This is a genomic window from Micromonospora purpureochromogenes (assembly GCF_900091515.1).
In the GTDB taxonomy this organism is placed as follows: Bacteria; Actinomycetota; Actinomycetes; order Mycobacteriales; family Micromonosporaceae; genus Micromonospora; species Micromonospora purpureochromogenes.
On sequence record NZ_LT607410.1, the window covers coordinates 96,788 to 120,874 of the forward strand.

19 protein-coding genes and 1 pseudogene are annotated in these 24,087 nt (G+C 73.9%); 10 read left to right on the top strand and 10 right to left on the bottom strand.

All coding sequences use genetic code 11. The features are described 5' to 3' along the window. Positions 1-163: 163 nt before the first annotated feature. From GA0074696_RS00460 to GA0074696_RS00470, 3 genes are all read left to right on the top strand, one after another. The gene (locus GA0074696_RS00460; RefSeq protein ID WP_088959250.1) at positions 164-2,641 is read left to right on the top strand and encodes an immune inhibitor A domain-containing protein; all 2,478 of its coding nucleotides are present in this window, start codon (positions 164-166) and stop codon (positions 2,639-2,641) included. Positions 2,642-2,938: 297 nt separating this feature from the next. After that, on the top strand, positions 2,939-3,241 hold the full coding sequence (locus GA0074696_RS00465) for a hypothetical protein (protein WP_088959251.1): 303 nt from the start codon (positions 2,939-2,941) through the stop codon (positions 3,239-3,241). A 69-nt stretch (positions 3,242-3,310) separates the two neighbouring features. Continuing rightward, complete coding sequence (locus tag GA0074696_RS00470) at positions 3,311-4,243, top strand: alpha/beta fold hydrolase (RefSeq protein ID WP_088959252.1); 933 nt, start codon at positions 3,311-3,313, stop codon at positions 4,241-4,243. A gap of 16 nt (positions 4,244-4,259) precedes the next feature. Here GA0074696_RS00470 and GA0074696_RS00475 read toward each other — a convergent pair whose 3' ends face one another. Both GA0074696_RS00475 and GA0074696_RS00480 read right to left on the bottom strand, forming a co-directional pair. After that, positions 4,260-4,625 (bottom strand): hypothetical protein, encoded by a 366-nt coding sequence (locus GA0074696_RS00475; protein WP_088959253.1) that lies wholly within the window; start codon positions 4,623-4,625, stop codon positions 4,260-4,262. Further along, entirely contained in the window at positions 4,622-7,819 is a 3,198-nt protein-coding gene (locus tag GA0074696_RS00480; RefSeq protein WP_088964275.1) for an SseB family protein, read from the bottom strand. The genes GA0074696_RS00475 and GA0074696_RS00480 overlap by 4 nt, the downstream gene beginning before the upstream one ends. Before the next feature lie 140 nt (positions 7,820-7,959). On the opposite strand from GA0074696_RS00480, the gene mycP reads away from it, so the two are divergent. Then, positions 7,960-9,183, top strand: coding sequence for a type VII secretion-associated serine protease mycosin (gene mycP / locus GA0074696_RS00485; protein WP_088959254.1), 1,224 nt, complete (start codon positions 7,960-7,962; stop codon positions 9,181-9,183). A gap of 66 nt (positions 9,184-9,249) precedes the next feature. On the opposite strand, the gene GA0074696_RS00490 is transcribed toward mycP, so the two are convergent. Next, on the bottom strand, positions 9,250-9,543 hold the full coding sequence (locus GA0074696_RS00490; RefSeq protein WP_088959255.1) for a WXG100 family type VII secretion target: 294 nt from the start codon (positions 9,541-9,543) through the stop codon (positions 9,250-9,252). A gap of 25 nt (positions 9,544-9,568) precedes the next feature. Further along, complete coding sequence (locus GA0074696_RS00495) at positions 9,569-9,886, bottom strand: WXG100 family type VII secretion target (protein ID WP_088959256.1); 318 nt, start codon at positions 9,884-9,886, stop codon at positions 9,569-9,571. Positions 9,887-10,044: 158 nt separating this feature from the next. Between GA0074696_RS00495 and eccE the strand changes: the two are divergent. From eccE to rarD, 4 genes and pseudogenes are all read left to right on the top strand, one after another. Further along, positions 10,045-11,969 (top strand): annotated as a pseudogene (gene eccE, locus GA0074696_RS00500) (type VII secretion protein EccE). Between the two features lie 55 nt (positions 11,970-12,024). Next, complete coding sequence (locus tag GA0074696_RS00505; RefSeq protein ID WP_088959258.1) at positions 12,025-12,411, top strand: phage holin family protein; 387 nt, start codon at positions 12,025-12,027, stop codon at positions 12,409-12,411. A gap of 111 nt (positions 12,412-12,522) precedes the next feature. Then, positions 12,523-13,008, top strand: coding sequence for a GNAT family N-acetyltransferase (locus tag GA0074696_RS00510; RefSeq protein ID WP_088964276.1), 486 nt, complete (start codon positions 12,523-12,525; stop codon positions 13,006-13,008). Next, positions 13,005-13,928 carry an EamA family transporter RarD gene (gene rarD / locus GA0074696_RS00515; RefSeq protein ID WP_088959259.1) on the top strand — a complete coding sequence of 308 codons (924 nt, stop codon included), beginning with the start codon at positions 13,005-13,007 and terminating at the stop codon, positions 13,926-13,928. The genes GA0074696_RS00510 and rarD overlap by 4 nt, the downstream gene beginning before the upstream one ends. A gap of 7 nt (positions 13,929-13,935) precedes the next feature. On the opposite strand, the gene GA0074696_RS00520 is transcribed toward rarD, so the two are convergent. Beyond that, positions 13,936-14,634 (bottom strand): anti-sigma factor family protein, encoded by a 699-nt coding sequence (locus GA0074696_RS00520; RefSeq protein ID WP_088959260.1) that lies wholly within the window; start codon positions 14,632-14,634, stop codon positions 13,936-13,938. Next, positions 14,631-15,125 carry a sigma-70 family RNA polymerase sigma factor gene (locus tag GA0074696_RS00525; RefSeq protein WP_088959261.1) on the bottom strand — a complete coding sequence of 165 codons (495 nt, stop codon included), beginning with the start codon at positions 15,123-15,125 and terminating at the stop codon, positions 14,631-14,633. The genes GA0074696_RS00520 and GA0074696_RS00525 overlap by 4 nt, the downstream gene beginning before the upstream one ends. Before the next feature lie 234 nt (positions 15,126-15,359). Between GA0074696_RS00525 and GA0074696_RS00530 the strand changes: the two genes are divergently transcribed. Further along, complete coding sequence (locus GA0074696_RS00530; RefSeq protein WP_088959262.1) at positions 15,360-17,480, top strand: PhoX family protein; 2,121 nt, start codon at positions 15,360-15,362, stop codon at positions 17,478-17,480. Between the two features lie 106 nt (positions 17,481-17,586). Here GA0074696_RS00530 and GA0074696_RS00535 read toward each other — a convergent pair whose 3' ends face one another. After that, positions 17,587-18,369, bottom strand: a complete 783-nt coding sequence (locus GA0074696_RS00535; protein WP_088959263.1) for an IclR family transcriptional regulator — start codon at positions 18,367-18,369, stop codon at positions 17,587-17,589. Between the two features lie 156 nt (positions 18,370-18,525). Here GA0074696_RS00535 and GA0074696_RS00540 point away from each other — a divergent pair, with 156 nt between their 5' ends. Continuing rightward, the gene (locus GA0074696_RS00540; RefSeq protein WP_088959264.1) at positions 18,526-19,710 is read left to right on the top strand and encodes an MFS transporter; all 1,185 of its coding nucleotides are present in this window, start codon (positions 18,526-18,528) and stop codon (positions 19,708-19,710) included. A gap of 65 nt (positions 19,711-19,775) precedes the next feature. Here the strand turns inward: GA0074696_RS00540 and GA0074696_RS00545 are convergent, their stop codons facing one another. From GA0074696_RS00545 to GA0074696_RS00555, 3 genes are all read right to left on the bottom strand, one after another. Continuing rightward, positions 19,776-20,861: a polyprenyl synthetase family protein gene (locus GA0074696_RS00545; RefSeq protein WP_088959265.1), complete on the bottom strand. Its 1,086-nt coding sequence runs from the start codon at positions 20,859-20,861 to the stop codon at positions 19,776-19,778. Between the two features lie 91 nt (positions 20,862-20,952). Then, on the bottom strand, positions 20,953-22,506 hold the full coding sequence (gene nuoN, locus GA0074696_RS00550) for an NADH-quinone oxidoreductase subunit NuoN (protein WP_088959266.1): 1,554 nt from the start codon (positions 22,504-22,506) through the stop codon (positions 20,953-20,955). After that, positions 22,503-24,035, bottom strand: a complete 1,533-nt coding sequence (locus GA0074696_RS00555; RefSeq protein ID WP_088959267.1) for an NADH-quinone oxidoreductase subunit M — start codon at positions 24,033-24,035, stop codon at positions 22,503-22,505. The genes nuoN and GA0074696_RS00555 overlap by 4 nt, the downstream gene beginning before the upstream one ends. Between the last annotated feature and the right edge of the window lie 52 nt (positions 24,036-24,087).

Below are 24,087 nucleotides of genomic sequence, written 5' to 3' on the forward strand. Positions count from 1 at the left end.
CAAAAACTTGCTATAAATCGACGCGCTTGTCTTCCCACCCGTCACGGGAGTGTCTATCTTCACCATTGGTCCCATTGGCCGCACCAGTGGGACGTCTTCACCGGCCCGTACCCCCGTTGGGCCGGTTCCCTCACACCGGAGGTACCACGTGCGCAAAGTCGCAGTGGGTCTGCTCGGGCTTTCGCTGACGGCGACGGGACTGGTGGCGGGCACGACCGCCAGCGCCGCGCCGACGCCGAAGCTGCCAGCGTCCGCCCCGTCGGTCGCCGAGCCTGCCCAGGTCGACCACGATCTGCCCAACCCGCTGGAGGAAAAGCGGCGCGCGCTGCGCCAGGAGGGCCTCAGCAAGGTCCTCTCCGGCAAGGCCAAGCCGCAGCGGGTCAACGGCAGCACGGTCGTCAAGGTCGGCAAGACCTCGACGAACGCCGCTGGCGAGAACACTGCCCGGGCGGCGTCCGCATCCGCCGGCCAGACCGACCAGTACGTCGAGCTGGAGCGGGAGCGCTCGGACCGGATCTTCGTGATCCTGGCCGAGTTCGGCAACGAGCGGCACCCGTCCTACCCGGACAAGGACATCGACCCGGACACCCCCGGGCCGTCCCGTTTCGACGGTCCGCTGCACAACGAGATCCCGGCGCCGAACCGGGCGGTGGACAACTCCACTGTCTGGCAGCCGGAGTACAGCCCGGAGCACTTCCGTCAGCTGTACTTCGGCACCAAGCAGGGTGACGAGTCGCTGAAGCAGTACTACGAGGCCCAGTCGTCCGGCCGCTACACGGTCGACGGCGAGGTCACCGACTGGGTCAAGGTCAAGTACAACGAGGCCCGCTACGGCCGGTCGAACGACCCGAAGGAAGACGACGACCCGACCGGTGACCCCGCGGTCTGCGGCGACACCACCTGCCCGAACACCTGGGCGCTGGTGCGGGACGCCGCCAACCAGTGGGTCGCCGACCAGAAGAAGCAGGGCCGGTCCGACGCCGAGATCGCGGCGGACGTCAAGTCGTTCGACCAGTGGGACCGGTACGACTTCGACGGCGACGCGAACTTCAACGAGCCGGACGGCTACCTCGACCACTTCCAGATCGTCCACTCCGGCGGCGACCAGGCCGACGGCGACCCGTCCCAGGGTGAGGACGCCATCTGGAGCCACCGCTGGTACGCCTACGCCACCGACCAGGGCAGCACCGGTCCGGCGGACTTCCCGGCCGGCGGCACCCAGATCGGCAACACCGGCATCTGGATCGGCGACTACACGGTGCAGCCGGAGAACGGCGGCCGGAGCGTCTTCTACCACGAGTACGGTCACGACCTGGGCCTGCCGGACGACTACAACACCGGCGCCAGCGGCGACAACAGCGTCGAGCACTGGAGCCTGATGGCCCAGAGCCGGGTCAGCGCCAAGAACGACGCCGGCATCGGCGAGCGCGGCGCGGACCTCGGCGCCTGGAACAAGCTGCAGCTCGGCTGGCTGGACTACGAGACCGTGGTCCCGGCCAAGCAGGACCCGCAGACGATCGACCTGGGCCCGTCGGAGTACAACACCGCCAAGGCCCAGGCCGCGGTGGTGGTGCTGCCGAAGCGGACCTACACCTTCAACAACGGCAAGCCGGCCGAGGGCACCAAGCAGTACTTCTCCGGCAACGACGACGACCTGAACAACACGATGACCCGGACGTTCGACTTCACCGGGAAGTCCAGCGCGTCGCTGTCGATGAAAACTCGGTACAACATCGAGACGAACTACGACTACATGTACTTCGAGGCGTCGCTCGACGGTGGCAAGAGCTGGACGGCCCTGCCGTTCCTGGTCAACGGCCAGCCGAAGACCGACAGCAACGGTCGTAACGCTCTCGACGGTGACTCGGACACCAACGGCGACGACGAGGCCGACTGGGTCGACCTCACCATCCCGATGGACGTGGCGGCGGGCAAGGTCGCGCAGTTCCGCTACCACTACATCACCGACGGCGGCGTCTCCTCCGGCGGCTTCTACGGTGACGCCGTCACCGTGACCGCCGACGGGCAGACGCTCCTCTCCGACGGCGCGGAGGCGGGCGCGGGCGACTGGGCCCTCAACGGCTTCAGCATCGTGGAGGAGACCTACACCCGCGACTTCGACAACTACTACATCGCGGCCAACCGGGTCCACGTCTCGTACGACCAGTACCTGAAGACCGGTCCGTACTTCTTCGGCTACGCGAACACCCGGCCGGACTACGTGGACCACTACTCGTACCAGCAGGGTCTGCTGATCACGTACTGGAACCTCCGGTACGCGGACAACAACACCATGCCGTACGACAAGCGGTTCAACCCGGGCGGTCACCCGGGTGAGGGTCGGAACCTGAACATCGACTCCCGCCCGAAGCCGCTGTACAACCTGACCGGGAACGCCTGGCGCGCCCGGGTCCAGATGTACGACGCGCCGTTCAGCCTGAAGAAGGCCGACTCGTTCACCCTCCACGTGAACAGCCAGCCCTCCTACATCCGTGGCCAGGCCGCTGCTCCGCTGTTCGACGACGGCAGGCAGTACTGGTTCGCGGAGCTGCCGAACCACGGCGTCAAGGTCCCGAACAACGGGGTCAAGATCAAGGTTCTCCAGCAGAGCGGCACCTCGATGAAGATCCGCATCTCCTGATCGAGGCGCCACCAGCACCACACGATGCCCGGGCGGGTGACCCGCCCGGGCATCGCCCTTTCCGGGGAACCCCGACGGCCACCGGCGCGTCCCACCGGGGTGACACCTCGTACCGTGGCGTTGCCGGGCGCTCTCACGCTGGCGCTGCTCATCCCCCTCGCCGGCTGCGCCGGGAACGGAGGCGTCGTGTCCGACGATCGCGCGCCGAACGGCTCCCCGAGCTCCGCCCCGCCGGCGTCCCCGACGCCCGCCGAGTCCGGGACAGCCGCTCCCCCGAGCACGTCACCAGGGGCGCCGATGGCGCCGGCCGGTCGCCCCACCCCGCTGTCCGCCACCCCACCACCGACACCCGGTCGACCGGCCGGGCCGCCCAGGAAGCCCACCGACAACCGCCCGACCGACCTGATCGCCGGCCGGATCACCCGCGGCGGCGACGGGCCCTGCTACACCCTTGTCGACGAGAACGAACGCGAGTACGCGCTCCACGGGCCCGACGCGGGCGAGCTGACCGAGGGCAGCTTCGTCACTCTGCGGGTCTCACCGCGCACCGACACGGTCGACTGCGGGCCCGGCATTCCGATGCGGATCGTCACCGGCTGACCCGCCGGTCTGACCCGTCCGCCGACGGGCCCGGCGGTGCCCGTGGCACCGGGTCCTAGGCTGTGGCACATGACCGAGCAGCGTGGCGGACCCGTCGACGAGTCCTGCGTCCTGACCGAGGGGCCGTGGACGCACCGGTTCGTCGGCGCGAACGGCAGCCGCTTCCACGTCGTCGAGGCTGGCGCCGGCCCGATGGTGCTGTTCCTGCACGGCTTTCCCGAGTACTGGTGGGCCTGGCACCAGGTGCTGCCGGCGGTCGCCGACGCCGGCTTCCGGGCAGTCGCCGTCGACCTGCGCGGCTACGGCGCCAGCGACAAGCCACCCCGGGGGTACGACGGCTACACCCTCGCCGCCGACGTCGCCGGACTGATCCGGGCCCTGGGCGAACGCTCCGCGACCGTGGTCGGCACCGGCGCCGGCGGCCTGATCGCCTGGACGGCGGCCTCGTTCCACCCCACCCTGGTTCGCCGGCTGGTGGTGCTCGGCGCACCGCACCCGCTGCGCCTGCGGGCCGCCATCTTCGCCGACCCGCGCGGCCAGTTCGCCGCGTCCACGCCCACCCTGAAGTTCCAGCTGCCCCGCTACGAGCACCTGCTGACCCGGGACGGCGGGGCCGCCGTCGAGGAGATGCTGCGCCGCTGGGGCGGCCCGCAGTGGACCCGGGGGCCGGAGTTCGACGCGTACGCGCGGTGCTGCCGGGAGGCGATCCAGATCCCACAGGCCGCGTTCTGCGCGCTGGAGGGCTACCGCTGGGCATTCCGGTCGGTGGTGCGGCTGCACGGCTACCGGTTCGTCCGGCTGATGCAGAAGCCGCTGGTGACCCCGACCCTGCAACTGCACGGGGCGCTGGACACCGCCTCGTTGCCGCGTACCGCCCAGGGCTCCGGCCGGTATGTCACTGCCGAATACGAGTGGCGGCTGCTCGACGGGGTGGGGCACTTCCCGCACGTCGAGGCCCCGGAGACGGTGCTCGGCGAGATCCTCCGCTGGTCGAAGTCGTGACCGGGCGGGCGGTGGGTCAGACCCGCTGCTCGCGCAGGTCGGCCACCTCGCTGGCGGGTGCCCAGCCCTGGTAGACGCCGAAGTCGAAGACCTCCAGGCCCATCGCCTGCGCCACCGGCCAGCGCCCGCCGGTGTACTCCACCCGCAGCCAGCCGTCGTGCTCGCCGAGCACCACGAACGGCTGCCCCTGCCAGGAGCAGGTGGTGCGCACGTACGCCAGGTCCTCCACCTCGCCGGCCGGGACCACCCGGACGTGCCGGCCGGGGCGTACCTCCTCGAAGCCGTCGCCCGGTTCGGGCTGGTAGATGCGGACGTCGTCGCCGTCCGGGCTGGCCTGGTACTCCCGCCCGCGCCACCGGGCCACGTAACCGTCGCGCATCACGGCTCACCCACCTGTCGCCAGAGCAGCGCGTCGGTGTCGAGCAGGGCGATCACCCGCTCGGTGCCGTCCGCGCCGATCCGCCACAGCTGCGCGCCGTGCGGCAGCCGGGCACTGTCCACCTTGAACTCTGCCACCACCTCGGTGCTGTCGCCCGGGGCGAAGCCGTTGCCCCGGAACGGCGGGCGCTCGATGACCCAGCCCTCCATCGCCCGCATGGCGGCCTCGCTCTGCCCGCCGTACGGGATCCGGTAGAGGCTCGGCCGGTACGCGGGCCAGCGCAGCACGTAGATCCGGTCGGCGTCGCGCGCGAACGGCGAGTCCGGGTAGCCGAGCCCGAGCGCGTCGTGCAACTGCGCCGGGGTGTTGAGGTGCGCCAGCTCGTTGGCCCGGTGCACGAAACCGGAGACCCGGTCGTACCCACGCTCCAGGTAGTAGGCGAGCTGGCTCGGGGCCACCGCCTTCTGCATGCTCACCGGCCGGGTCGGGTCGGCGACCTGCGGGGCGTACCGGGGCCGGTCGGCCGGTTCCTCGACCGCGACCGCCGCCGGCTCGATCTCCGTCTCGTCACCGAGCCCCACCTCGGCCGCCCAGTTGGCGAGGCCGACGATCTGCTCGCCGGGCAGTTTCGCCCCGATCGGGCTGCCGGGGTTGACCGCGAAGGACCACACCTCGTCCGGCCAGCGCCGGATCAGCTGCACGAACCGGACCTCGACGGTCTCCACCGGCTCGGGGCAGTGGTCGGCCAGCCGCTCCGGCGAGGTGTGCACCACCACGTACGTCTCGCCGTCGAGTTCCTCCGTACGCCACACGAAACCGGGCTCACCGGGACGGCTGCCGGGTGCCGATTCCGGTGCCACGGGTAGGAGCACCCGGGCCAGGAGCAGCGTGGAGAGGAAGGTGTCGGTGCTGCCGGAGCCGGCCGCGTCCAGCAGGTCCTCCTCGACCGAGTTGGCGGGCTGGAACGCCTCTGCCGCCTGAGCCGGAGTGACGCGGCCGGCACCGCCGGCGGTCTCGCCCGGCGGGGTGTGCTCGGCGACGGACGGGCCGGCCGGGGTCGGCCCGGCGGGCGCGGCCTCGGCCGAGAGCGTCCTCTCCGGCGGGCCCTCGAAGGCCGGGGAGACGGGCGCGGCGGGAGACGGCACCGCCGCCTCGGGCCGTCCGCGAGAAGCCGGCGAGACGGGCGCGGTAGCGGACGACGCACCCTCGGGCCGGCCACCGAAAGCCGGCGACACCGGCGCGGTCGGGACCGCGAAGAGCGACTGCGCACGGTCGTCGGAAACCGGGGCGAGCGGCTCGGTGGGTTCCTCGTCGTCCGGAGCGGCCTGCGCCGCGGACCCGCCGCCCGGCACCGGAGCGATCGGCTCCGTCCGCTGCTCAGGAGCCGGGAAGACCGGCCGGGTGGGCTGCTCGGCAGCCGGGAAGACCGGTTCCGTCCGCTGCTCGGGAGGCGGAAAGGCCGTTTCCGTCCGCTGCTCGGGAGCCGCGAAGAGCGGCGAGGTGCGCTGCTCGGCAGCCGGGAAGACCGGTTCGGTGCGCTGCCCGGGGGCGGGGGAGATCGGCTCGGTGGGGTCGTCGGCGGACGGGGAGGGGAAGGCCGGGCGGGGGAAGGCGGTTGCCGCCGCGCCGGCGGCGGCGAACTGCCCGCCGCCGGCGGAGCCGTTCATGCTGCGGCTGTTGTCCAGGCCGGCGGTGGCCGGCGGGATCCGGTCCGGCGCCGGGGTGACGGGCAGGTCCCGGGACTCGATGACGGTGCCCTCGATGACGATGGGCGAGAAGCCGCGACGCGGCGCCGGCGGCCCGGAGACCGGCTCGGCGATCGACACCGGCAGCTCCTCGACCGGCGGGGGTGTGGGCCGCGCGGACGGGTCGGGTAGGCGCTGGGTCTGCTCCTCGGCCGGCGGCGCCGCGGGCGTGGGGTGCCGCCGCGGCAGCGCCTGGGTCGCCTCGGCGTCCGGCGCCGGCACCCGGAACGCCCGGGTGGGCTCCTCCGCCAACGGGTCCGGCCGCCGGTCCGCCGGCGCGGGCGGCGGCACCTGTCCGTCGGGCCGGTCGAACTGGAACGCCCTGGTCGGTTCCTCCCCCGGTCGTTCGGTCGCCGGGCGGCGCCGGGGGAAGGCCTGACCACCGAGCCCGGGCCGCGGCGGCGGAGCGGCCCGCTCACCGGTACGCAGCGGGTCCCGCGACGCGCGGGTCGAGGCACCCCGCTCGGCGGCCGGCTCGAAGAACGAGGTCCGGCCGTTGGGCGGGCCACCGTCCCCGGCGAGACGGGCACCCAGCCCCTCCCCGAGGAGCCGACGTCGGGGTGAGGTCATCCAGGGCGCGACGGGCGGCCGGGGCGACCCGTCGGGATCGGACGGTGGCGTGGCGGCCGGCCGGCCGTTGGCGGGGTCCGCCGGTGGTCGAGGCTCGCCGCCCGGGCGCGTCCCCCGGGCGACCGGCACGACGTCCGGGTACGACGCGGCCGCCGGCACCTCCGGGTACGACGCGGCGGCCGGCACCACCGGGTCCGTACCCGACGGGCGCGGCCGGTCCGGTTCCGGGCGGTACGGCGCGGCCGAGGGGCGGGCGGGGTGCGGCACCCGCGCCGGGGCCGGGCCGGCAGCGCCGGGGCGGGCAGCCGAGGCGTCCGGTCCGGCGCCGATGGCGGGCGTGGATGTCGGCGGCGCCACCGGGCGCGGCTGCGACCGGGCGTCCGGGGCGGGGTCCCGCGCCCCGGTCGCCGGGGCGGGGCCGGTGGGCTCGGCCTGACCGCGGGCCACCGACTCCACGCGCTCCAGGCGGGCGCGGGCACCCATGGTGCGACCGGGCAGGCGGACGTCGCCACGGGAGAGCTGGGAGACGAACCACGCCGGCAGGTAGCCCTCGATCGGCAGCCCCGGGTTGACGGCCAGCCACCACTCGTGGTTGGGCCAGGTGGCGGCGAGGTCGGCGTACGGGGCGCGGCGGCTCGGACCGGCCGTGGCACCGAGGCAGGCGCGCAGCGCGGCGGTGGAGGTGAAGGCCAGCACGTGCGTGCGGCCACCCGTGGTCCAGGTGCCCCAGCCCATCGGCGCCTCGCCGGCGAGGGCCTGCGCGGAGACCGGCAGGAGCAGCTCGGTGCCGGCCAGGATGCGGAAGTAAAGTTCCTGGTTGTTGGCGTGCAGCGCGTCGCGCATCGCCGTCTCGGCCTCGGTAGCCGGCTCCCAGTCGGTCACGGCCACCTCTCCTCCCGCTAACAGGCCACAGGCATCGCGTACAACCTACAAGGTACGAACAAGATCACAATGGGCTGACCGCGTGCCGTCGCGAGGCGATAACATCGCGTTCCGGAGTCGACACGATACGGAGGCGGTCGATGTACCGGCCCAGCGCGCGGCCGACCTTCGCCGGCCTGGCGGCGGTCCTGCTGACCGGCCTGCCGGCGCTCGCCGTGTCGTCGGCCACTCCCGCCCGGGCCGCCGCGCCGGCCTGCTCCGCCCCGCTCGCCCCGGCCCGCCCGGTCACCGGCGTCCCGTGGGCCCAGCGCCGGTACGCCCCGGAACGGCTGATCCCGCTGGCCACCGGCGCGGGAGTGACCGTCGCGGTGATCGACTCGGGGGTCGACCGGCGGCATCCGCAGCTGCGCGGCCGGGTGCTCGACGGCGCCGACTTCCTCGACCCGGGCGGCGACGGCAGCCGCGACTGCGCCGGTCACGGCACCGGGGTGGCCAGCATCATCGCGGCCGCGTCCGTGGACGGCATCGCCTTCCACGGGCTGGCACCGCGCGCCCGGATCCTGCCGGTACGGGTGAGCGAGCAGCAGGTGGTCGAGGGGCGGGAGTCGGGGCGCACGGTCGGCGCGGCGGACTTCGCCCGGGCCATCCGGTGGGCGGTGGACCACGACGCCGACGTGCTGAACCTCTCCGTCGTGCTGTACGCGGACAACCCGGCCGTCCGGGAGGCGGTGAGCTACGCGGTGCGCCGGGACGTGGTGGTGGTGGCCGCCGCCGGCAACCTGCACGACAACGGTGATCCCCGCCCGTACCCGGCCTCGTACGACGGGGTGCTCGGGGTGGGTGCGATCTCCCCGGACGGCACCCGCGCCGCCTTCTCCCAGGCGGGCTCCTACGTCGACCTGGTGGCGCCCGGCAGCGACGTGCTGATGGCCGCGCCGGAGCAGGGGCACCACCGGGCCGAGGGCACCAGCTACGCCACACCCTTCGTGGCCGCCACCGCGGCGCTGGTCCGGCAGTACCGGCCCGAGCTGAGCGCGGCGGAGGTGGTGCGGCGGATGGTCGGCACCGCCGACCCGGCGCCGGGCGACGGCCGGGGCGGGTACGGCGCGGGCGTGTTGAACCCGTACCGGGCGGTCACCGAGACCGGGGCGGCCGCGACGGCGGGGACACGCGGGGCGGCGGCCCTGCCGGCGGACCGGCCCGATCCGGCGCTGCTGGCCCAGCGGGCGCGACGCGCGGCGGCGCGGGACCGGGCCCTGCTGGTCGCCGGGATCACCGGCGCGGCGGTGGCGGCGGCGGTGCTGCTGACCCTGGTGCTGCCGCGCGGCGCCGGGCGGGGCTGGCGCCCGGCCGGACCGGCCTGACCCACCGATCGCGGCACGGCGACGGCGGCGCCCACGGGGTGGTCGGGCGCCGCCGTGCGGCCGGGCTCACTGGAACAGGCCGACGTTCTTCTTCTCCGTGTCGAGGTAGTCGGTGGCGGAGTCGTCCACCGCGAGCTTGATGTCGCGCAGCATGGCCTGCAGGTCCTGCGAGGCGGACCGCCACCGCGCCTGCCGCTGCTCGTACGCCTGCTGCGCCTCGCCGGCCCAGCTCGCCACCAGCGGGGCGGCGTCGCGCTCCAACTGGCCGAGCTGCGAGTCGAGCGTGTTCAACGCCTTCTGGATGTCCGCGCTGGCCTGTTGCAGCGCGGCGAAGTTGACGACCAGGACACCGTGGTCCATCGGATGCTCCTCCCCCTGGGGTGGGTTACAGCGGCAGCTGGATGCCGCGGTTGGTGCCGGAAACCCGGCTGGCCGCCTCGTCGTCGGAGACGTCGTACTGCCGGCCGGCGGTGCGGATCGCCGACGCGGTCTCCCGCAGGGCGCGCTGCAACGCCGCCTGGTCCTGCGACCACTGCTGCTTGACCTGCTCGAACGAGCGGCCACCGGCACCGCGCCAGGCCTGCTGCAACACCTCCAGCTCGGCCATCAGGCCGCTGAGCATGCTCTGCAGCGACTGGTCCACCTGCTCGAACTTCGCGGCGGTCTGCTGCATCACCGCGGCTTCTGCCTGGGTCTGCGCCACCCGGACGTCACCTCGTCTCTCCGTCGTGGCCGCCGTCGGACGATCCATGGACGCCTCGGGACGGGGGCCACGGCGGCGACGGTCAGCCGAACTCGTCGCTGACGGTAGCGGCCCGATCGCCGTTGTGCTACCCCTTGGCCCTCCCCTGTGGACAACCGGTGCCGGCGACTCCCCTTACGATGGGTCACGTCGCCGTCGCGGTACGGTGCGCACCGGTGGTCCGGCGGCGGCCTGGCGACCCGACACGTCGAGCGGAGGAGACGCGGTGACGGCGAGCACGACGGCACGGCCGGCCCACCGCCAGCCCCTCCCGCCACAGTGGAACGCGGTCCCCGCCCGGCGGTCGACCGCCGTCCGCGCCGGTCAGGTGGTGGCCGCGCAGGTCGCGCTGGCGCTGCCGGTCGCGGCCCTCGGCCGGGGCGTGGCGGTGCTCGCCCCCGCCCTGCTCGCCGCCGGGCTGCTGCTCGCCACGGCCTGGGTGCGCTGGCGCGGCCGGTGGCTGTTCGAGTGGCTCGGCACCGGCGTCGGTTACGCCACCCGGCGGCGGCTGCTCGCCCCGGCCGCCGGTCCGGCCGCGCTGCTGGACCTGGTGCTCCCCGGCGCCGTGGTGCGGTCGGTGGAGCTGGCCGGCGGGCCCGCCGCCGTGGTCGACGACGCCGCCGGGCTGACCGCCCTGATCGAGCTGGGCGATCCCGGCGACCTGCTCGGCGACGGCCCGCGCGCGCTGCCCGGGCCGGCCGCGCTGCTGCCGCCCGCCACGACCGAGCACCCGCCGCTGCGGGTGCAGCTCCTGCTGTACGCCGCACCGGCCCCGGCACCCGGCGCGGCGGGCGGGACGGCGGGGACGTCGTACCGGCAGTTGACCGAGGGACGGCTGCCGGGCCAGGAGCGGGCGCTGCTCGCCGTCCGGGCGCTGCGGGTGGACGGCTGGTCGGACGAGGAGCTGCGCCGGTCCCTCTCCGGCACCGTACGCCGGCTGGTCCGCCGGCTCGGCGCGGTCGGCGCCCGACCGCTCGGCGAGCACGCGGCGCTGCGCGTACTCGGGGAACTGGCCCACCACGACGGTGGCCGGCCGATCCGGGAGACCTGGCCCGGCGTGCGCTCCGCCGACCTGCTCCAGGCCGGCTTCCGGCTGGCCCGCTGGCCCGACCCGGGCACCGAGCCGGGCCGGCGGCTGGTGCCCCGGCTGCTGGCGTTGCCCGCCACGGCGACCAGCGTGTCGCTCTGCGTCGGGCCCCGCACCGCCGCCGACGCCGCGCCGGTGCCGGCCGAGCTGACGGTACGCCTCACCGCCCGGACGCCCGACGAACTGGCCCTGGCCGGCCAGGCGCTGCGCCGGCTCGTGGCCGACGCCGGCGGCGAGGTACGGCGGCTCGACGGTGCGCAGCTCGCCGCCCTGGCCGCCACGCTGCCGCTGGCGGTGGCCGCCGGCCCGGTGGCGCCCGGCCCGGACCCGGAGCCGCTGGAGCTGTCCCTCGGCGACGCCGGCCTGATGGTCGGCGCCAACCGGCACGGCGGCGCGGTGACCGTCCGACTGTTCCGCGCCGAGGGCACCAGGCTGGTGCTCGTCGGCGGGGTCCGCGCGGCGCAGCTGCTGGTGCTGCGGGCGATGGCGCTCGGCGCCCGGGTGGCGGTGCGCACCGGCCGGCCGAGGGCCTGGGAACCCTTCGTGCGGGGCGTCGGCGGCACCGGGGGCGGCATCGCGGTCCTCCCGCCGGGCCGCCCGCTGGGCGGGGCGCCCGGTTCGCCGCTGTGCCCCCTGCTGGTGGTGGTCGACGCGGGCGCGGCGGCCGACGACCCCGGGCCAGGGCCGGCCTGGCTGGCGACCCTGGTGGTCCGGGACGAGCTGACCGCGGCCGACGCGGACACCCTGGGCCGGGCCGACCTGGCGGTGCTGCAACCGCTGGACCAGCGGGAGGCGGTGCTGGCCGGCGCGGCGCTCGGGCTCGGCGGGTCGGCGGAGTGGCTGACCCGGATCCGGGACGACATGGTGGCGGTGGTCAACCGGCGGGCGCTGCGCTGGGCGCTGCTCTCGCCCACCCCGATCGAGTCGCAGCTGATCGGTCGGCCGGCCCGCCGCTGAAGCCGGGGTACGCGGAGGGTTCCCCGGGTGGACCATGCGTGGCACGATCCCCGCCATGGGTTTTCTGAAGGGCCTCCTGATCCGGCTGGGCTCCACCGCGGTCGCCTTCTGGTTGGCGACGCTGCTCATCCCGGGCATCACCTTGGACTCCGACTCGGCCGTCGAGACGGTCACCACGCTGCTGCTGGTGGCGGTGATCTTCGGCGTGGTCAACGCGGTGCTCCAGCCGATCATCAAGTCCGTCGGCTGCGGCTTCTACCTGCTCACCCTCGGCCTGATCGCGTTGGTCGTCAACGGCCTGCTCTTCCTGCTGACGAGCTGGATCGCCGGCGAGGCCGGGCTGCCCTTCCACGTCGACAGCTTCTGGCCCGAGGCGGTGCTCGGCGCGCTCTTCGTCAGCATCGTGACCTGGATCCTCGGCGCCATCCTCGACCGCGACTGACCCCGGCGCCGCCCGGGCGGGCGCACAGGCACCCCGCCCGGGCGCAAACGGCGGCCAGTGGCCGGGAATTGGCTCGCGCGGGGCGCGGGCGTCCCGGCTAGCGTGGCCGGGGTGTTCACCCTGACCCGCGACGACGGCTACCTGCTCAGCAACGATCCCGACCGGATCGACCTCGACCGGGTGCACCGCTGGCTCTCCACCGACGCGTACTGGGCGCTCGGTCGGAGCCGGGAGACCGTGGCGCGCGCCTTCGCCGGCTCGATCCCCTTCGGCGTCTACTCCGACGGCGGCCAGGCGGCGGTGGCCCGGGTGATCACCGACGGGGCGACCTTCGCCTACCTCTGCGACGTCTACGTGGCCCCGGCCGAGCGGGGTCGCGGGCTGGGCACCTGGCTGGTCACCGCCGTCCGGGACCACCTGGCCGGGCTGGGGGTGTGCCGGATCCTGCTGGCCACCAATGACGCCCACGGGGTGTACGCGAAGGTCGGCTTCACGCCGGTCGAGCCGGGCATCTGGATGGAGCTGGACCACCGTCCGGTGAAGCCGGTCACCGGAAAGGAACAGCCACCCGCCGCACCCCTTACGGTGGAAGGGTGAATCCAGTACGGCTCGGCTACCTGTACGGCTTCGGCGCGTACCTGCTCTGGGGCTTCTTCCCGATCTACCTGAAGCTGCTGCGACCGGCCGGACCGGTGGAGATCCTGGCCCACCGGATCGTCTGGTCGGTGCTCTTCGTGGCGCTGCTGCTGGCCGCGATGCGCAACATCGGCTTCCTGCGGGCGCTGGCCCGCCGGCCCCGGACGCTGGCCGCCATCGGCGTCGCGGCCGCGCTGATCGCGGTGAACTGGGGCACCTACATCTACGGGGTCAACTCCGACCGGGTGGTGGAGACGGCGCTGGGGTACTTCATCAACCCGCTGGTCGTGGTGCTGCTCGGCGTCTTCGTGCTGCGCGAGCGGCTGCGCCCGGCGCAGTGGGCGGCGCTCGGCGTCGGCGCGGCGGCCGTCGTGGTGCTCGCCGTCGACTACGGCCGGCTGCCGTACCTGGCGCTGACGCTGGCGTTCAGCTTCGCCGGGTACGGCCTGGTGAAGAAGCGGCTCGGGCTGCCGGCCGCGGAGGGACTCTTCGTCGAGTCCGCGGTGCTGGCGCTGCCCGCCCTGGCGTACCTGGGGTGGCTGGCGCGGCGCGGCGAGTCGACCTTCGGGCACGTGTCGGTCGGGCACACCCTGCTGCTGGTGCTGGCCGGCGCGGCCACCGCCGTCCCGCTGCTGCTCTTCGCCGGCGCGGCCAACCGGCTTCCGCTGTCCGGCCTGGGCATGTTGCAGTACCTCGCGCCGATCCTCCAGCTCGGCTGCGGGGTGCTGATCTTCCATGAGCCGATGCCACCGGCCCGGCTGGCCGGCTTCGCGCTGGTCTGGGTGGCGCTGATCGTCTTCACCGTCGACGCGGTGCGGCACACCCGCCGCACCCGGGCCGCCGCCCGCACCCCGGTCCCGGTCACCGCCGCCACGCGGTGACCGGAACTCAGCGCACGTCGTAGCTCAGCACGGCGGTGCCGTCGGCGCGGACCAGCTCCAGCCGGACCAGCTCCGCGTCGGTGAAGCGGGTCGCGCCGCTGAGGCGCACCTCGTCGCCGGGCGCGGCCAGCCAGGAGCCGATCTGCTCCGTGGCGCCGTCCGGGCCGTGCGCCACCAGCCGGAACGTGTACGCCTTGCCGTAGCCGGCGGTCGCGTCGTACCCGCAGCGCATGGTGACCTCGGTGCCCCAGTCGGTGCCGGTCAACCCGATCTCGGCGTGCACCGGGGCCTTCGCCGCCACCGGCTGCATGGCGACCATCCGCACCGCCTGGACGGTCGGCCCGGGCGGCGTGGGAGGACGCAGCACGGCCGCGCCCCCGACGCCCACGACCAGGGCGAGCGCGGCGGCGGCCAGGGCGGTCAGCGCGTACCGTCGGCGCGCGCCGGACCGCTCCCGGCGCCGGCGCTCCCGCGCGGCGGCGAGCAGCGCGGGCACCCGGTTCGGCTCCTGCGGCGGGGGCAGGAACTCGTCCAGCGCGGCCGGGTCGAGCCGGCCGAGCAGCCCGGGCAGCACGGCGATCTCGCCGACCGCCTCCCGGCACGCCGCGCAGCCGGCCAGGTGCCGCTCGTAGGCGGCGCGGTCGGCGGGAGCGAGGGCACCCAGCACGTACGCGCCGTCGTCGTGCGCGAACTCGCAGCGGGTCATCCGGTCACCCCCATCTCGGCCAGGACCAACCGTAGTGAGCGCAGCGCGTAGTGCGTGCGGGACTTGACCGTCCCCGGTGGCACCCCCAGCCGGGCGGCGGCCTCGGCCACCGAACGGCCCTGGTAGAAGCACTCGACCAGCACCTCCCGGTGGGTGGGGCTGAGCCGGTTCAGGGCCTCGGCGACGGTCCACGCCTCCACCGCGCGCTCCGCTTCGTCGACCGCCTCCGGCGGCTCGGGCAGGTCGTCGGTGAACACCTCACCGACCCGGGTGGACCGGCGCCGCCAGGCGTCGATCGCCAGGTTCCGCGCCGTGGTGAAGAGCCAGGCCCGGACGGAGCCGCGCCGCGGGTCGAGCGACTCGGGGTGGCGCCAGGCCCGCAGCAGGGTCTCCTGCACCAGGTCCTCGGCCCGGGTACGGTCGCCGTTGACCAGCCGGAGCGCGTGCGCGTACAGCGCCTCCGCGTGCTCGTCGTGCAGCGCGCGCAGCAGTTGGGCGTCGTGGTCGCTGATGGTGATCCCCTCGCTCTCCGCGGCGAGTGCGGCGAATGCGTTCGCCCGTGGATACGCGCCGTCACGCCGATCGGTTCACCTGCGACCGCTGTTCACATCCGGTTCACGCCGAGTCCGGCGACCGCTCACCGCGCCCTGGCAGCCTCCGGCCGGTACGCACGTCGATCGGGCGATCCGGCGTGCCACCGACCATGCTCCCAGGAGGCTCCTGAAATGAGCGACCGTCCCCGGCTGCTCCCGTTGCTGGGCGCCACCCGCCACGGCAGCCGCGATGCGATGACCTGTCTGTACCGGTGCGGCAACGCCTGCGACCACCCGGTGCCGAATTCTTCCGACAACGCGTACTTCGGCGACCTGGTGGAGGCCGAGGTGTCCCGGCGGGGCGTGGTCCGGGCCGGCGCGGTCGGCGCGCTGGTGCTCGGCTTCGGCGGCGCGGCCGCCGGCGCGCTCGCCGGGGCCGCCCCGGCCGCCGCCGCCCCCGGCACGCCGGTCGTGCCCGAGGTGACCGACTTCGGCCGCCCGCAGCCGACCACCGGCGCGCTGACCTTCACGCCGATCCCGCCGAACCAGCTCGACACCCTGGTCGTCCCCAACGGGTACGACCATGCGGTGGTCATCCGCTGGGGCGATCCGGTGGTGCCCGGCGCCCCGGAGTTCGACCTGCACGGGCAGAACGCCGCCGCGCAGTCGAAGCAGTTCGGCTACAACAACGACTTCGTCGGGGTGCTGCCGCTGGACCGGCGGGGCCGGCGGGCGCTGCTCCTGGTCAACCACGAGTACACCAACGAGGACCTGATGTTCCCCGGCTTCACCGGCCTGGACGCGCTGACCGTGGAGCAGCTGCGCACCGCGATGGCCGCGCACGGCATGTCGGTGGTGGAGCTGGAGCGGGTCGACGGCACCGGGCAGTGGCGTCCGGTCGCGGGCGGCCGCCGGCCGTACAACCGGCGGGTCACCGCGCTGGGCACGAGGTTCGAGCTGACCGGCCCGGCCGCCGGCTCGGCCTGGCTGCGCACCGCCGCCGACCCGAAGGGTCGTACGGTCGTCGGCACGTTGAACAACTGCGCCGGCGGGGTCACCCCGTGGGGCACGGTGCTCTCCGGCGAGGAGAACTTCAACCAGTACTTCGTCGGCGCGGACGTCGCCCCGGAGGAGCTGAAGCCGAAGCTGGCCCGCTACGGCATCACCACCACCGCCCGCTACCCCAGCGGCAGCCGGAGGTGGGAGCGGGCCGACGAGCGCTTCGACCTGTCGAAGCACCCGAACGAGGCGCACCGCTTCGGGTGGATCGTCGAGATCGACCCGTTCGACCCGGAGAGCCGCCCGCGCAAGCACACTGCGCTGGGCCGGTTCAAGCACGAGGGCGCCAACGTCATCGTGGCGAAGAGCGGGCACGTGGTCGCGTACATGGGCGACGACGAGCGCTTCGACTACCTCTACAAGTTCGTCTCCGACAAGAAGTTCCTGCCGGGCGACTCGTGGGTGGCCCGCAAGCACAACCTGACCCTGCTGGAGTCGGGCACGCTGTACGTGGCGCAGTTCGAGCAGACCAGCGCCGCCGAGATCGACGGCTCGGGCAGGCTCCCGGCCGACGGCGCGTTCAACGGCCGGGGCCGGTGGATCAAGCTGGTCAGCGGCAACCGCTCGTACGTCGACGGGATGACCGCCGCGGACGTGCTCACCTTCACCCGGCTCGCCGGAGACAAGGTCGGCGCGACCAAGATGGATCGGCCGGAGGACGTTGAGCCGAGCCTGCTCACCGGCAAGGTGTACGTGGCGCTGACCAACAACACCGACCGGGGCAAGCCCGGCAAGGCACCGGCCGACGAGGTCAACCCGCGCAACCTCAACAAGCACGGCCAGATCCTGGAGCTGGTCGAGGACCGGGGCGACAGCACCGCGGAGAGCTTCGCCTGGTCGCTGCCGATCGTCGCCGGCGACCCGACCGACCCGTCGACCTACTTCGCCGGGTACGACAAGACCAGGGTCTCGCCGATCTCCTGCCCGGACAACGTCGCCTTCGACGCCGCCGGCAACCTCTGGATCTCCACCGACGGCAACGCGCTGGGCAGCAACGACGGCCTCTTCGCCACCGCGGTCGAGGGTCCGGAGCGCGGGCACCTCAAGCAGTTCCTCACCGTGCCGGTCGGGGCGGAGACCTGCGGGCCGTTCATCACCGGCGACAACCGCTCGGTCTTCGTGGCCGTGCAGCACCCCGGTGAGATCACCGGCGCCTCCGTGGAGAAGCCGGCGTCCACCTGGCCGGACGGCGACTACGCCAAGCCGGGCGTGGTGGTCACCTGGCGGCTGGACGGTGGCCCGATCGGCAGTTGACGTTCCCCTCGGTGGCCCGGCGCCGGGCCACCGGTCGAAGGGCCCCGCTCCCCGCCAGGGACGGGGCCCTTCCGACGTTCGGGCGGGGACGAGCGGTCCGGGGCGGTCAGGTGTCGGCGGCGATGCCGTCGGCGACGGCGCGGGCGACGGTGAGCAGTTTGGCCCGGACCACCCGGGCCGAGGTCATCATCTCGCTGGCCGGCAGGGCGCAGGCCAGCACGACCCGGCGTTCCATGTCCTTGTCCGGGGTGACCAGCACCGCCGCGCAGGCCACTCCCTGCCGGAACTGCCCCAGCTCCAACTGCATGCCGCGCCGGTCCCCGGCGGCCAGGTCCGCCTCGAACGCCTCGACGGTGGTCAGGGTGGCCGTGGTGAACGGGCGCATGCCGTACTCGCGCAGGTAGCGGAAGCGCTGCTCGGCGGTGAGGGTGGCCAGCAGGCACTTGCCGAGCGCGGTGGCGTGCGCCCCCTCGTCGAAGCCGGGGACCAGGTCCTCCAGGTACGGCGAGCGCGCCCCCTCGGCGACCGCCGTGACCGCCACCTGACCGCCGACGAACCGGCCCAGGTAGTGGCTCCAGCCGGTGTCGGCGGCGGCCCGGCGCAGCGTCTCCCCGACCGCGGGCGGCCCCCGGAACGCGGTCACCAGCTCCCGGTACCGGTCGGCGACCTCCAGCCCCACGATGTAGGTGCCGTCCTCCCGCCGGATCACGTAGCCCTCGTAGGCGAGGGTGCGGACCAGGTGGTAGGTCGTCGCGACGGTCAGCTCGCACCGCCGGGCGATCTGTTTGACGGTCAGCCCCTTGGGGGCGCGACCGACCGACTCGAGCACGCGTAGCGCGCGGGAGACGCTCCGGATGAGATCCGAAGGCTCCGCCAGGGGGTCGCGCACAACCACCTCCGCAGCCGGGGACTTACACCATATGAAAAACCGCCCGGGGACGGAACGCCCGTACGGGTCGAGGATTCCAGATCAGACCGCAAGTGGCGTGTATCGCTGCGACACGCCGAGCCCTCGTGAGCTGGGCTCACGTAGGTTGGCCAGACAATGACCGACACCGCGCTCACCCCCTCGCCCAGCCCGCCGGCCGTACCCCCGCTGCGGGCCGGCGCCGGCGCCATCGCCACCACCGTCGCCTCGGTCCTGCCGGTGTTCCTCGTCGGCGGCCTGGCCGTGCAGATGGGTGACGATCTCGGCTTCAGCCCCGCCGGGCTCGGACTGGCCGTCTCGGTCTACTTCGGCATCAGCGCGCTGGCCTCGGTGCCGTCCGGCCGGCTGGTCGAGCGGTACGGCCCGGCGGTGGTGGCCCGGGCCGGCATCCTGCTGGCCGCCGGCTGCCTGTTCGCCATCGCGGTGCTGGCCCGGTCGTACCCGGTGCTGGTGGCCCTGCTCGGGCTGAGCGCCGCGGCGAACGCGCTCGGGCAGCTCGCCAGCAACGCGGCGCTGGCCCGGCACGTGCCGGCCCGGCGGCAGGGCCTCTCCTTCGGGGTGAAGCAGGCGGCCATTCCGGTCTCCACCCTGCTGGCCGGCGTGGCGGTGCCCACCATCGCGCTCACCGCCGGCTGGCGCTGGGCGTTCGTGGCGGCCGCCGGGGCCGCACTGGCAGCCCTGCCCGCCGTACCCGCGGGACAGGCCGGACCGGCCGGGAAGGCCGCCGGGGCGCGCGGCGGGCGGGCCACCGCGGCCCTGGTGGTGGTCGGCGTGGCGGCGACCCTCGCCGCGGCGGCCGCCAACGCGCTGGGCACCTTCGTGGTGGACTCGTCGGTGGCGCGCGGCCTCGCGCCGGGGCTGGCCGGACTGACCCTCACCCTGGGCAGCGCGGTCTGCATCACCGCCCGGATCGGCGCCGGCTGGCTCGCCGACCGGCGGGCCGAGGGGCACGTGGCGGTGATCGCCGGGATGCTGGTGGTGGGCGCGGCCGGGCTGGGGCTGCTCGCCCTGGCCGGCGCGGTGCCGCTGGTGGTCGGCGTGGTGCTCGGCTTCGGCCTGGGCTGGGCGTGGCCGGGGCTGATGAACTTCGCGGTGGTCAGGCTGCACCCGCAGGCCCCGGCCGCCGCCACCTCGATCACCCAGACCGGGGTGTACGCGGGCGGTTGTCTCGGCCCGCTCGCCCTGGGCGCCACCGCCAGCGCGGCCGGCTATCCGGCGATGTGGCTCACCGCCGCCGTCGCGATGCTGGCCGCCGCCGCCTTCATGCTGCTCGGCAGCCGGATGCTGACCCGCACGCCCTGACCTGCGGCCGGTGCGGTCCACCTCGGGAGCGATCCGGGGTGGGGGCGACTCCCGGGCGGGAGCGGTCAGCTGGTGCGGTCGGCGATGTAGTCGCAGAGTGATTCGAGGGCGCCGCGGGCGGGGCCCTGCGGGAGCGGGGCGAGTTGGGAGCGGGCGTCCTCGGCGTAGCTGCGGACGGTCTCCCGGGCCCGCTTGAGCGCCGGGGACTCGCGGAGCAGGCCGAGCGCCTCGGCGTGCAGGGCGTCGTCGACCAGCGGGCCGGTGGCCAGGATCTCCCGCAGCCGCACCGAGGCGGCGTCGGAGTCGTCGGCCGCCCGGGCGTAGAGCACCGGCAGCGTCGGCACGCCCTCGCGCAGGTCGGTGCCGGGCGTCTTGCCCGACTGCACCGACTCGCTGGCGATGTCGAGCAGGTCGTCGGAGAGCTGGAAGGCGACCCCGATGGTCTCGCCGTAGCCCGCGAGGGCCTCGGTGTGCTCCGCGGACGCCCCCCCGAACATGCCGCCGAAGCGGGCCGAGGTGGCGATCAGCGAGCCGGTCTTCTCGGCGATCACGTGCAGGTAGTGCGCCACCGGGTCCTCGCCGGCCCGGGGGCCGACGGTCTCGGCGATCTGGCCGTGCACCAGGCGGGCGAAGGTGCGCGCCTGGAGGCGGACGGCCTCGGTGCCCAGGTCGGCGGCGAGATCCGCGGCGCGGGCGAAGAGGTAGTCGCCGACCAGGATCGCCACCGAGTTGGTCCAGCGGGAGTTGGCGCTCGGGGCGCCCCGCCGCACGGCGGCCTCGTCCATCACGTCGTCGTGGTACAGCGTCGCCAGGTGGGTGAGCTCCATCACCACGGCGGCCGGGACGACCTGCGCGTCCGTCGGGTCACCGAACTGCGCCCCCAGCGCCACCAGCAGCGGTCGGAACCGCTTGCCGCCGGCCTCCACCAGGTGCCGGGCGGCCTCGGTGACGAACGGGTCGGCGCTGGCCACACTGGCCCGCAGCTCGGCCTCGACGCCGTCGAGCACGCCCAGCACCGAGGCCTCGACGCGCGGATCGGTGAGATGCACCCCGAGCGCGCCGACCTGACTCGTGCCCGCCCGGCTCCGACGACCGCCGGAGCCGACGACGCCTGAACGCTCGCCAGCCGGAATCACCACGCCTTCCACCATGCCACACCCGTTCGACCTGCTCCGGAGCGGGGATACAGGCGCGGGGCCGGCGCGCCACCGCGCACCGGCCCCGCATCCTCAAGCAGACGTGTCACCGTACGAACGCTGCGGCGTCCGTGGCCAGGTCGAGCAGCGGAGCCGGGGCCACGCCCAGGACCAGGGTGGCCGCCACGCCGATCATGAGCGCGGTCGCGGTCAACCCGCCCGGCACGGTGACGGTCGGGGTGCTCTCGCCCGGCTCGGAGAGCCACATCATCACCACGACCCGCAGGTACGGGAAGGCCAGCACCATGCTGGTCAGCACGCCGGCCACCACCAGCCAGGCGTGGCCGCTCTCCAGCGCCGGGCCGAAGACCGCGAACTTGCTGGTGAAGCCGCTGGTCAGCGGGATACCGGCGAAGGCCAGCAGGATGAAGGTGAAGATCCCGGCGTAGAACGGCGACCGGCGGCCCAGCCCGGCCCAGCGGGACAGGTGGGTGGCCTCGCCGTCCGCGTCCCGGACCAGGGTCACCACGGCGAACGCGGCGAGCACCGAGAAGCCGTACGCGGCCAGGTAGAACATCGTGCCGGAGACGCCCTCGCCGGTCGGCGCGAGCACACCGACCAGCAGGTAGCCGGCATTGGCGATCGAGGAGTACGCCAGCAGCCGCTTGATGTCGGTCTGGGTGACCGCCAGCACCGCGCCGACCAGCATGGTGAGCACCGCGACCACCCCGAGGACCGGGGTGAAGTCCCAGGCCGCGTCGGCGAACGCCACGTGGAACACCCGCAGCAGGGCGCCGAAGGCGGCCACCTTGGTGCAGGCCGCCATGAAGCCGGTGACCGGCGTCGGGGCGCCCTGGTAGACGTCCGGGGTCCAGACGTGGAACGGCGCGGCGGCGGCCTTGAAGAGCAGGCCGATGGCGAGCAGCGCCATCCCGGCGAAGAGCAGCACCTGGCTGGCGGGCGACTCCTTCACCGCGGCGTGCACGGTGGCGAAGTCGACGCCGGCCGACCGGCCCGGGATCCCGGCGGTGAAGCCGTAGACCAGCGCCACGCCGAACAGGAAGAACGCCGACGCGTACGCCCCGAGCAGGAAGTACTTCATCGCCGCCTCCTGGCTCAGCAGCCGCCGGCGACGGGCCAGCGCGCAGAGCAGGTAGAGCGGGAGCGAGAAGACCTCCAGCGCGATGAACATGGTCAGCAGGTCGTTCGCCGCCACGAAGATCAGCATGCCGCCGATCGCGAAGGTGGTCAGCGGGTAGACCTCGGTCGCGCCGTTGCTTCCCTCGGCCTGCCGCCGGTCGTCGGCCGACTCGGCGGTGACCGCGGCCTGGGCGACGAACGCCCCGCCCCGCTCCACCGTGCGGTCACCGATCAGCAGCAGCGCCATCGCGGCGAGCACCAGGATGGCGCCCTGGAGGAAGAGCGTGGGTCCGTCCACCGCGATCGCCCCACCGGCGGTGAGCAGCCGGGCGTCGGCGTTCAGCACCGTCATCACCAGCGCGGCGAGCACCGCCAGCAGGGCGAGCGACAGCTGCACGACGTGCCGCCGGCGGCGCGGCACGAAGGCCTCCACCAGCACGCCGAGCAGGGCGACGCCCAGCATGATCAGGATCGGAGCGAGCGCCGCGTAGTCGATCGACGGCAACTTCAGCTCGGTCATTTTGCGGCCTCCTGGACGCTGCCGACCGTCGGGGCGGGATCGGTCCGGCCGACGTCGTTCATGGTCGCCTGGACGGCGGGGTTGATGACGTCGATGACCGGCTTGGGATAGAAGCCGAGCAGCACGATCAGGGCGATCAGCGGTGCGACCACGACCTTCTCGCGCAGGCTGAGGTCACGGCGCATGGCCTCGACCTCGGTCAACTCCGGGTTGAGCGTGCCCTGCGTGGTGCGCTGCACCATCCAGAGCACGTACGCGGCGGCCAGGATGATGCCGAGCGTGGCGATCACCGCGACCGGCTTGTTCACCGTGAAGGTGCCGATCAGCACCAGGAACTCGGAGACGAACGGCGCGGTGCCGGGCAGGGCCAGCGAGGCCAGACCGGCGAAGAAGAGCACCCCGGCCAGCAGCGGCATCAGCTTGCCCGCCCCGCCGAAGTCCTTGATCAGGGCGGAGCCGCGGCGGGCGATCAGCATGCCCACCACCAGGAAGAGCAGGCCGGTGGCGAGCCCGTGGTTGAGCATGTAGAGCACCGCCCCGGTGCCGGCCTGGGTGGTGAAGGCGAAGATCCCGACGCCGATGAAGCCGAAGTGCGCGATCGACGTGTACGACACCAGCCGCTTCAGGTCGGACTGGCCGACCGCGAGCAGCGCCGCGTAGATGATGCCGATCAGGCCCAGCGCCAGCGCCCACGGGGCGAACCACTTCGAAGCCTCGGGGAACAGCGGCAGGCAGTAGCGCAGGATGCCGAAGGTGCCGACCTTGTCGAGCACGCCGACCAGCAGGGCGGCCGCCCCGGCCGGGGCGGCGCCACCGGCGTCCGGCAGCCAGGTGTGGAACGGGAAGAACGGCGCCTTGATCGCGAAGGCGAGGAAGAAGCCGAGGAACAGCCAGCGCTCGGTGCCGGTGGAGATGTCCACCTGGGTCAGCGCCTGCCAGTCGAAGGTCTTCCCGCCGACCACCCAGAGGCCGATCACCGCGGCGAGCATGAACAGCCCGCCGACGAGCGAGTAGAGGAAGAACTTCACCGCCGCGTACTGCCGCTGGTGGCCGCCGTAGCTGCCGATCAGGAAGTACATCGGCACCAGCATGACCTCGAAGAACACGTAGAACAGGAAGACGTCGGCGGCGGCGAAGACGCCGATCATCGTGCACTCGAGGATCAGCAGCAGGGCGAAGTAGACCGGCACCGACCGCTTCGACGACTCGGCGTCGTGCCAGGAGGCCAGGATCACCAGCGGCACCAGCACCGCGATCAGCATCAGCATGACCAGCGCGATGCCGTCGGCGGCGAAGGTGAAGTTGACGCCCCAGGTCGGGATCCAGGCGTACGACTCACGGAACTGGAGCCGGTCGCCGTCGGCCTGGAACGACACCCACATGACCACGGAGAGCACCAGCACCAGCAGCGACCAGCCGAACGCCACCTGCTTGGCCAGCTCCGGCCGGCGGCGCGGCAGGAAGGCCACCACCAGGGCGCCGACCAGCGGTGCCACGGTCAGCACCGAGAGGAACGGGAAGTTGGACATTATTCGGCCTTACCTCCGTCGTCACTGCGTGGTCCGCCGGTGGGGGCGGGCG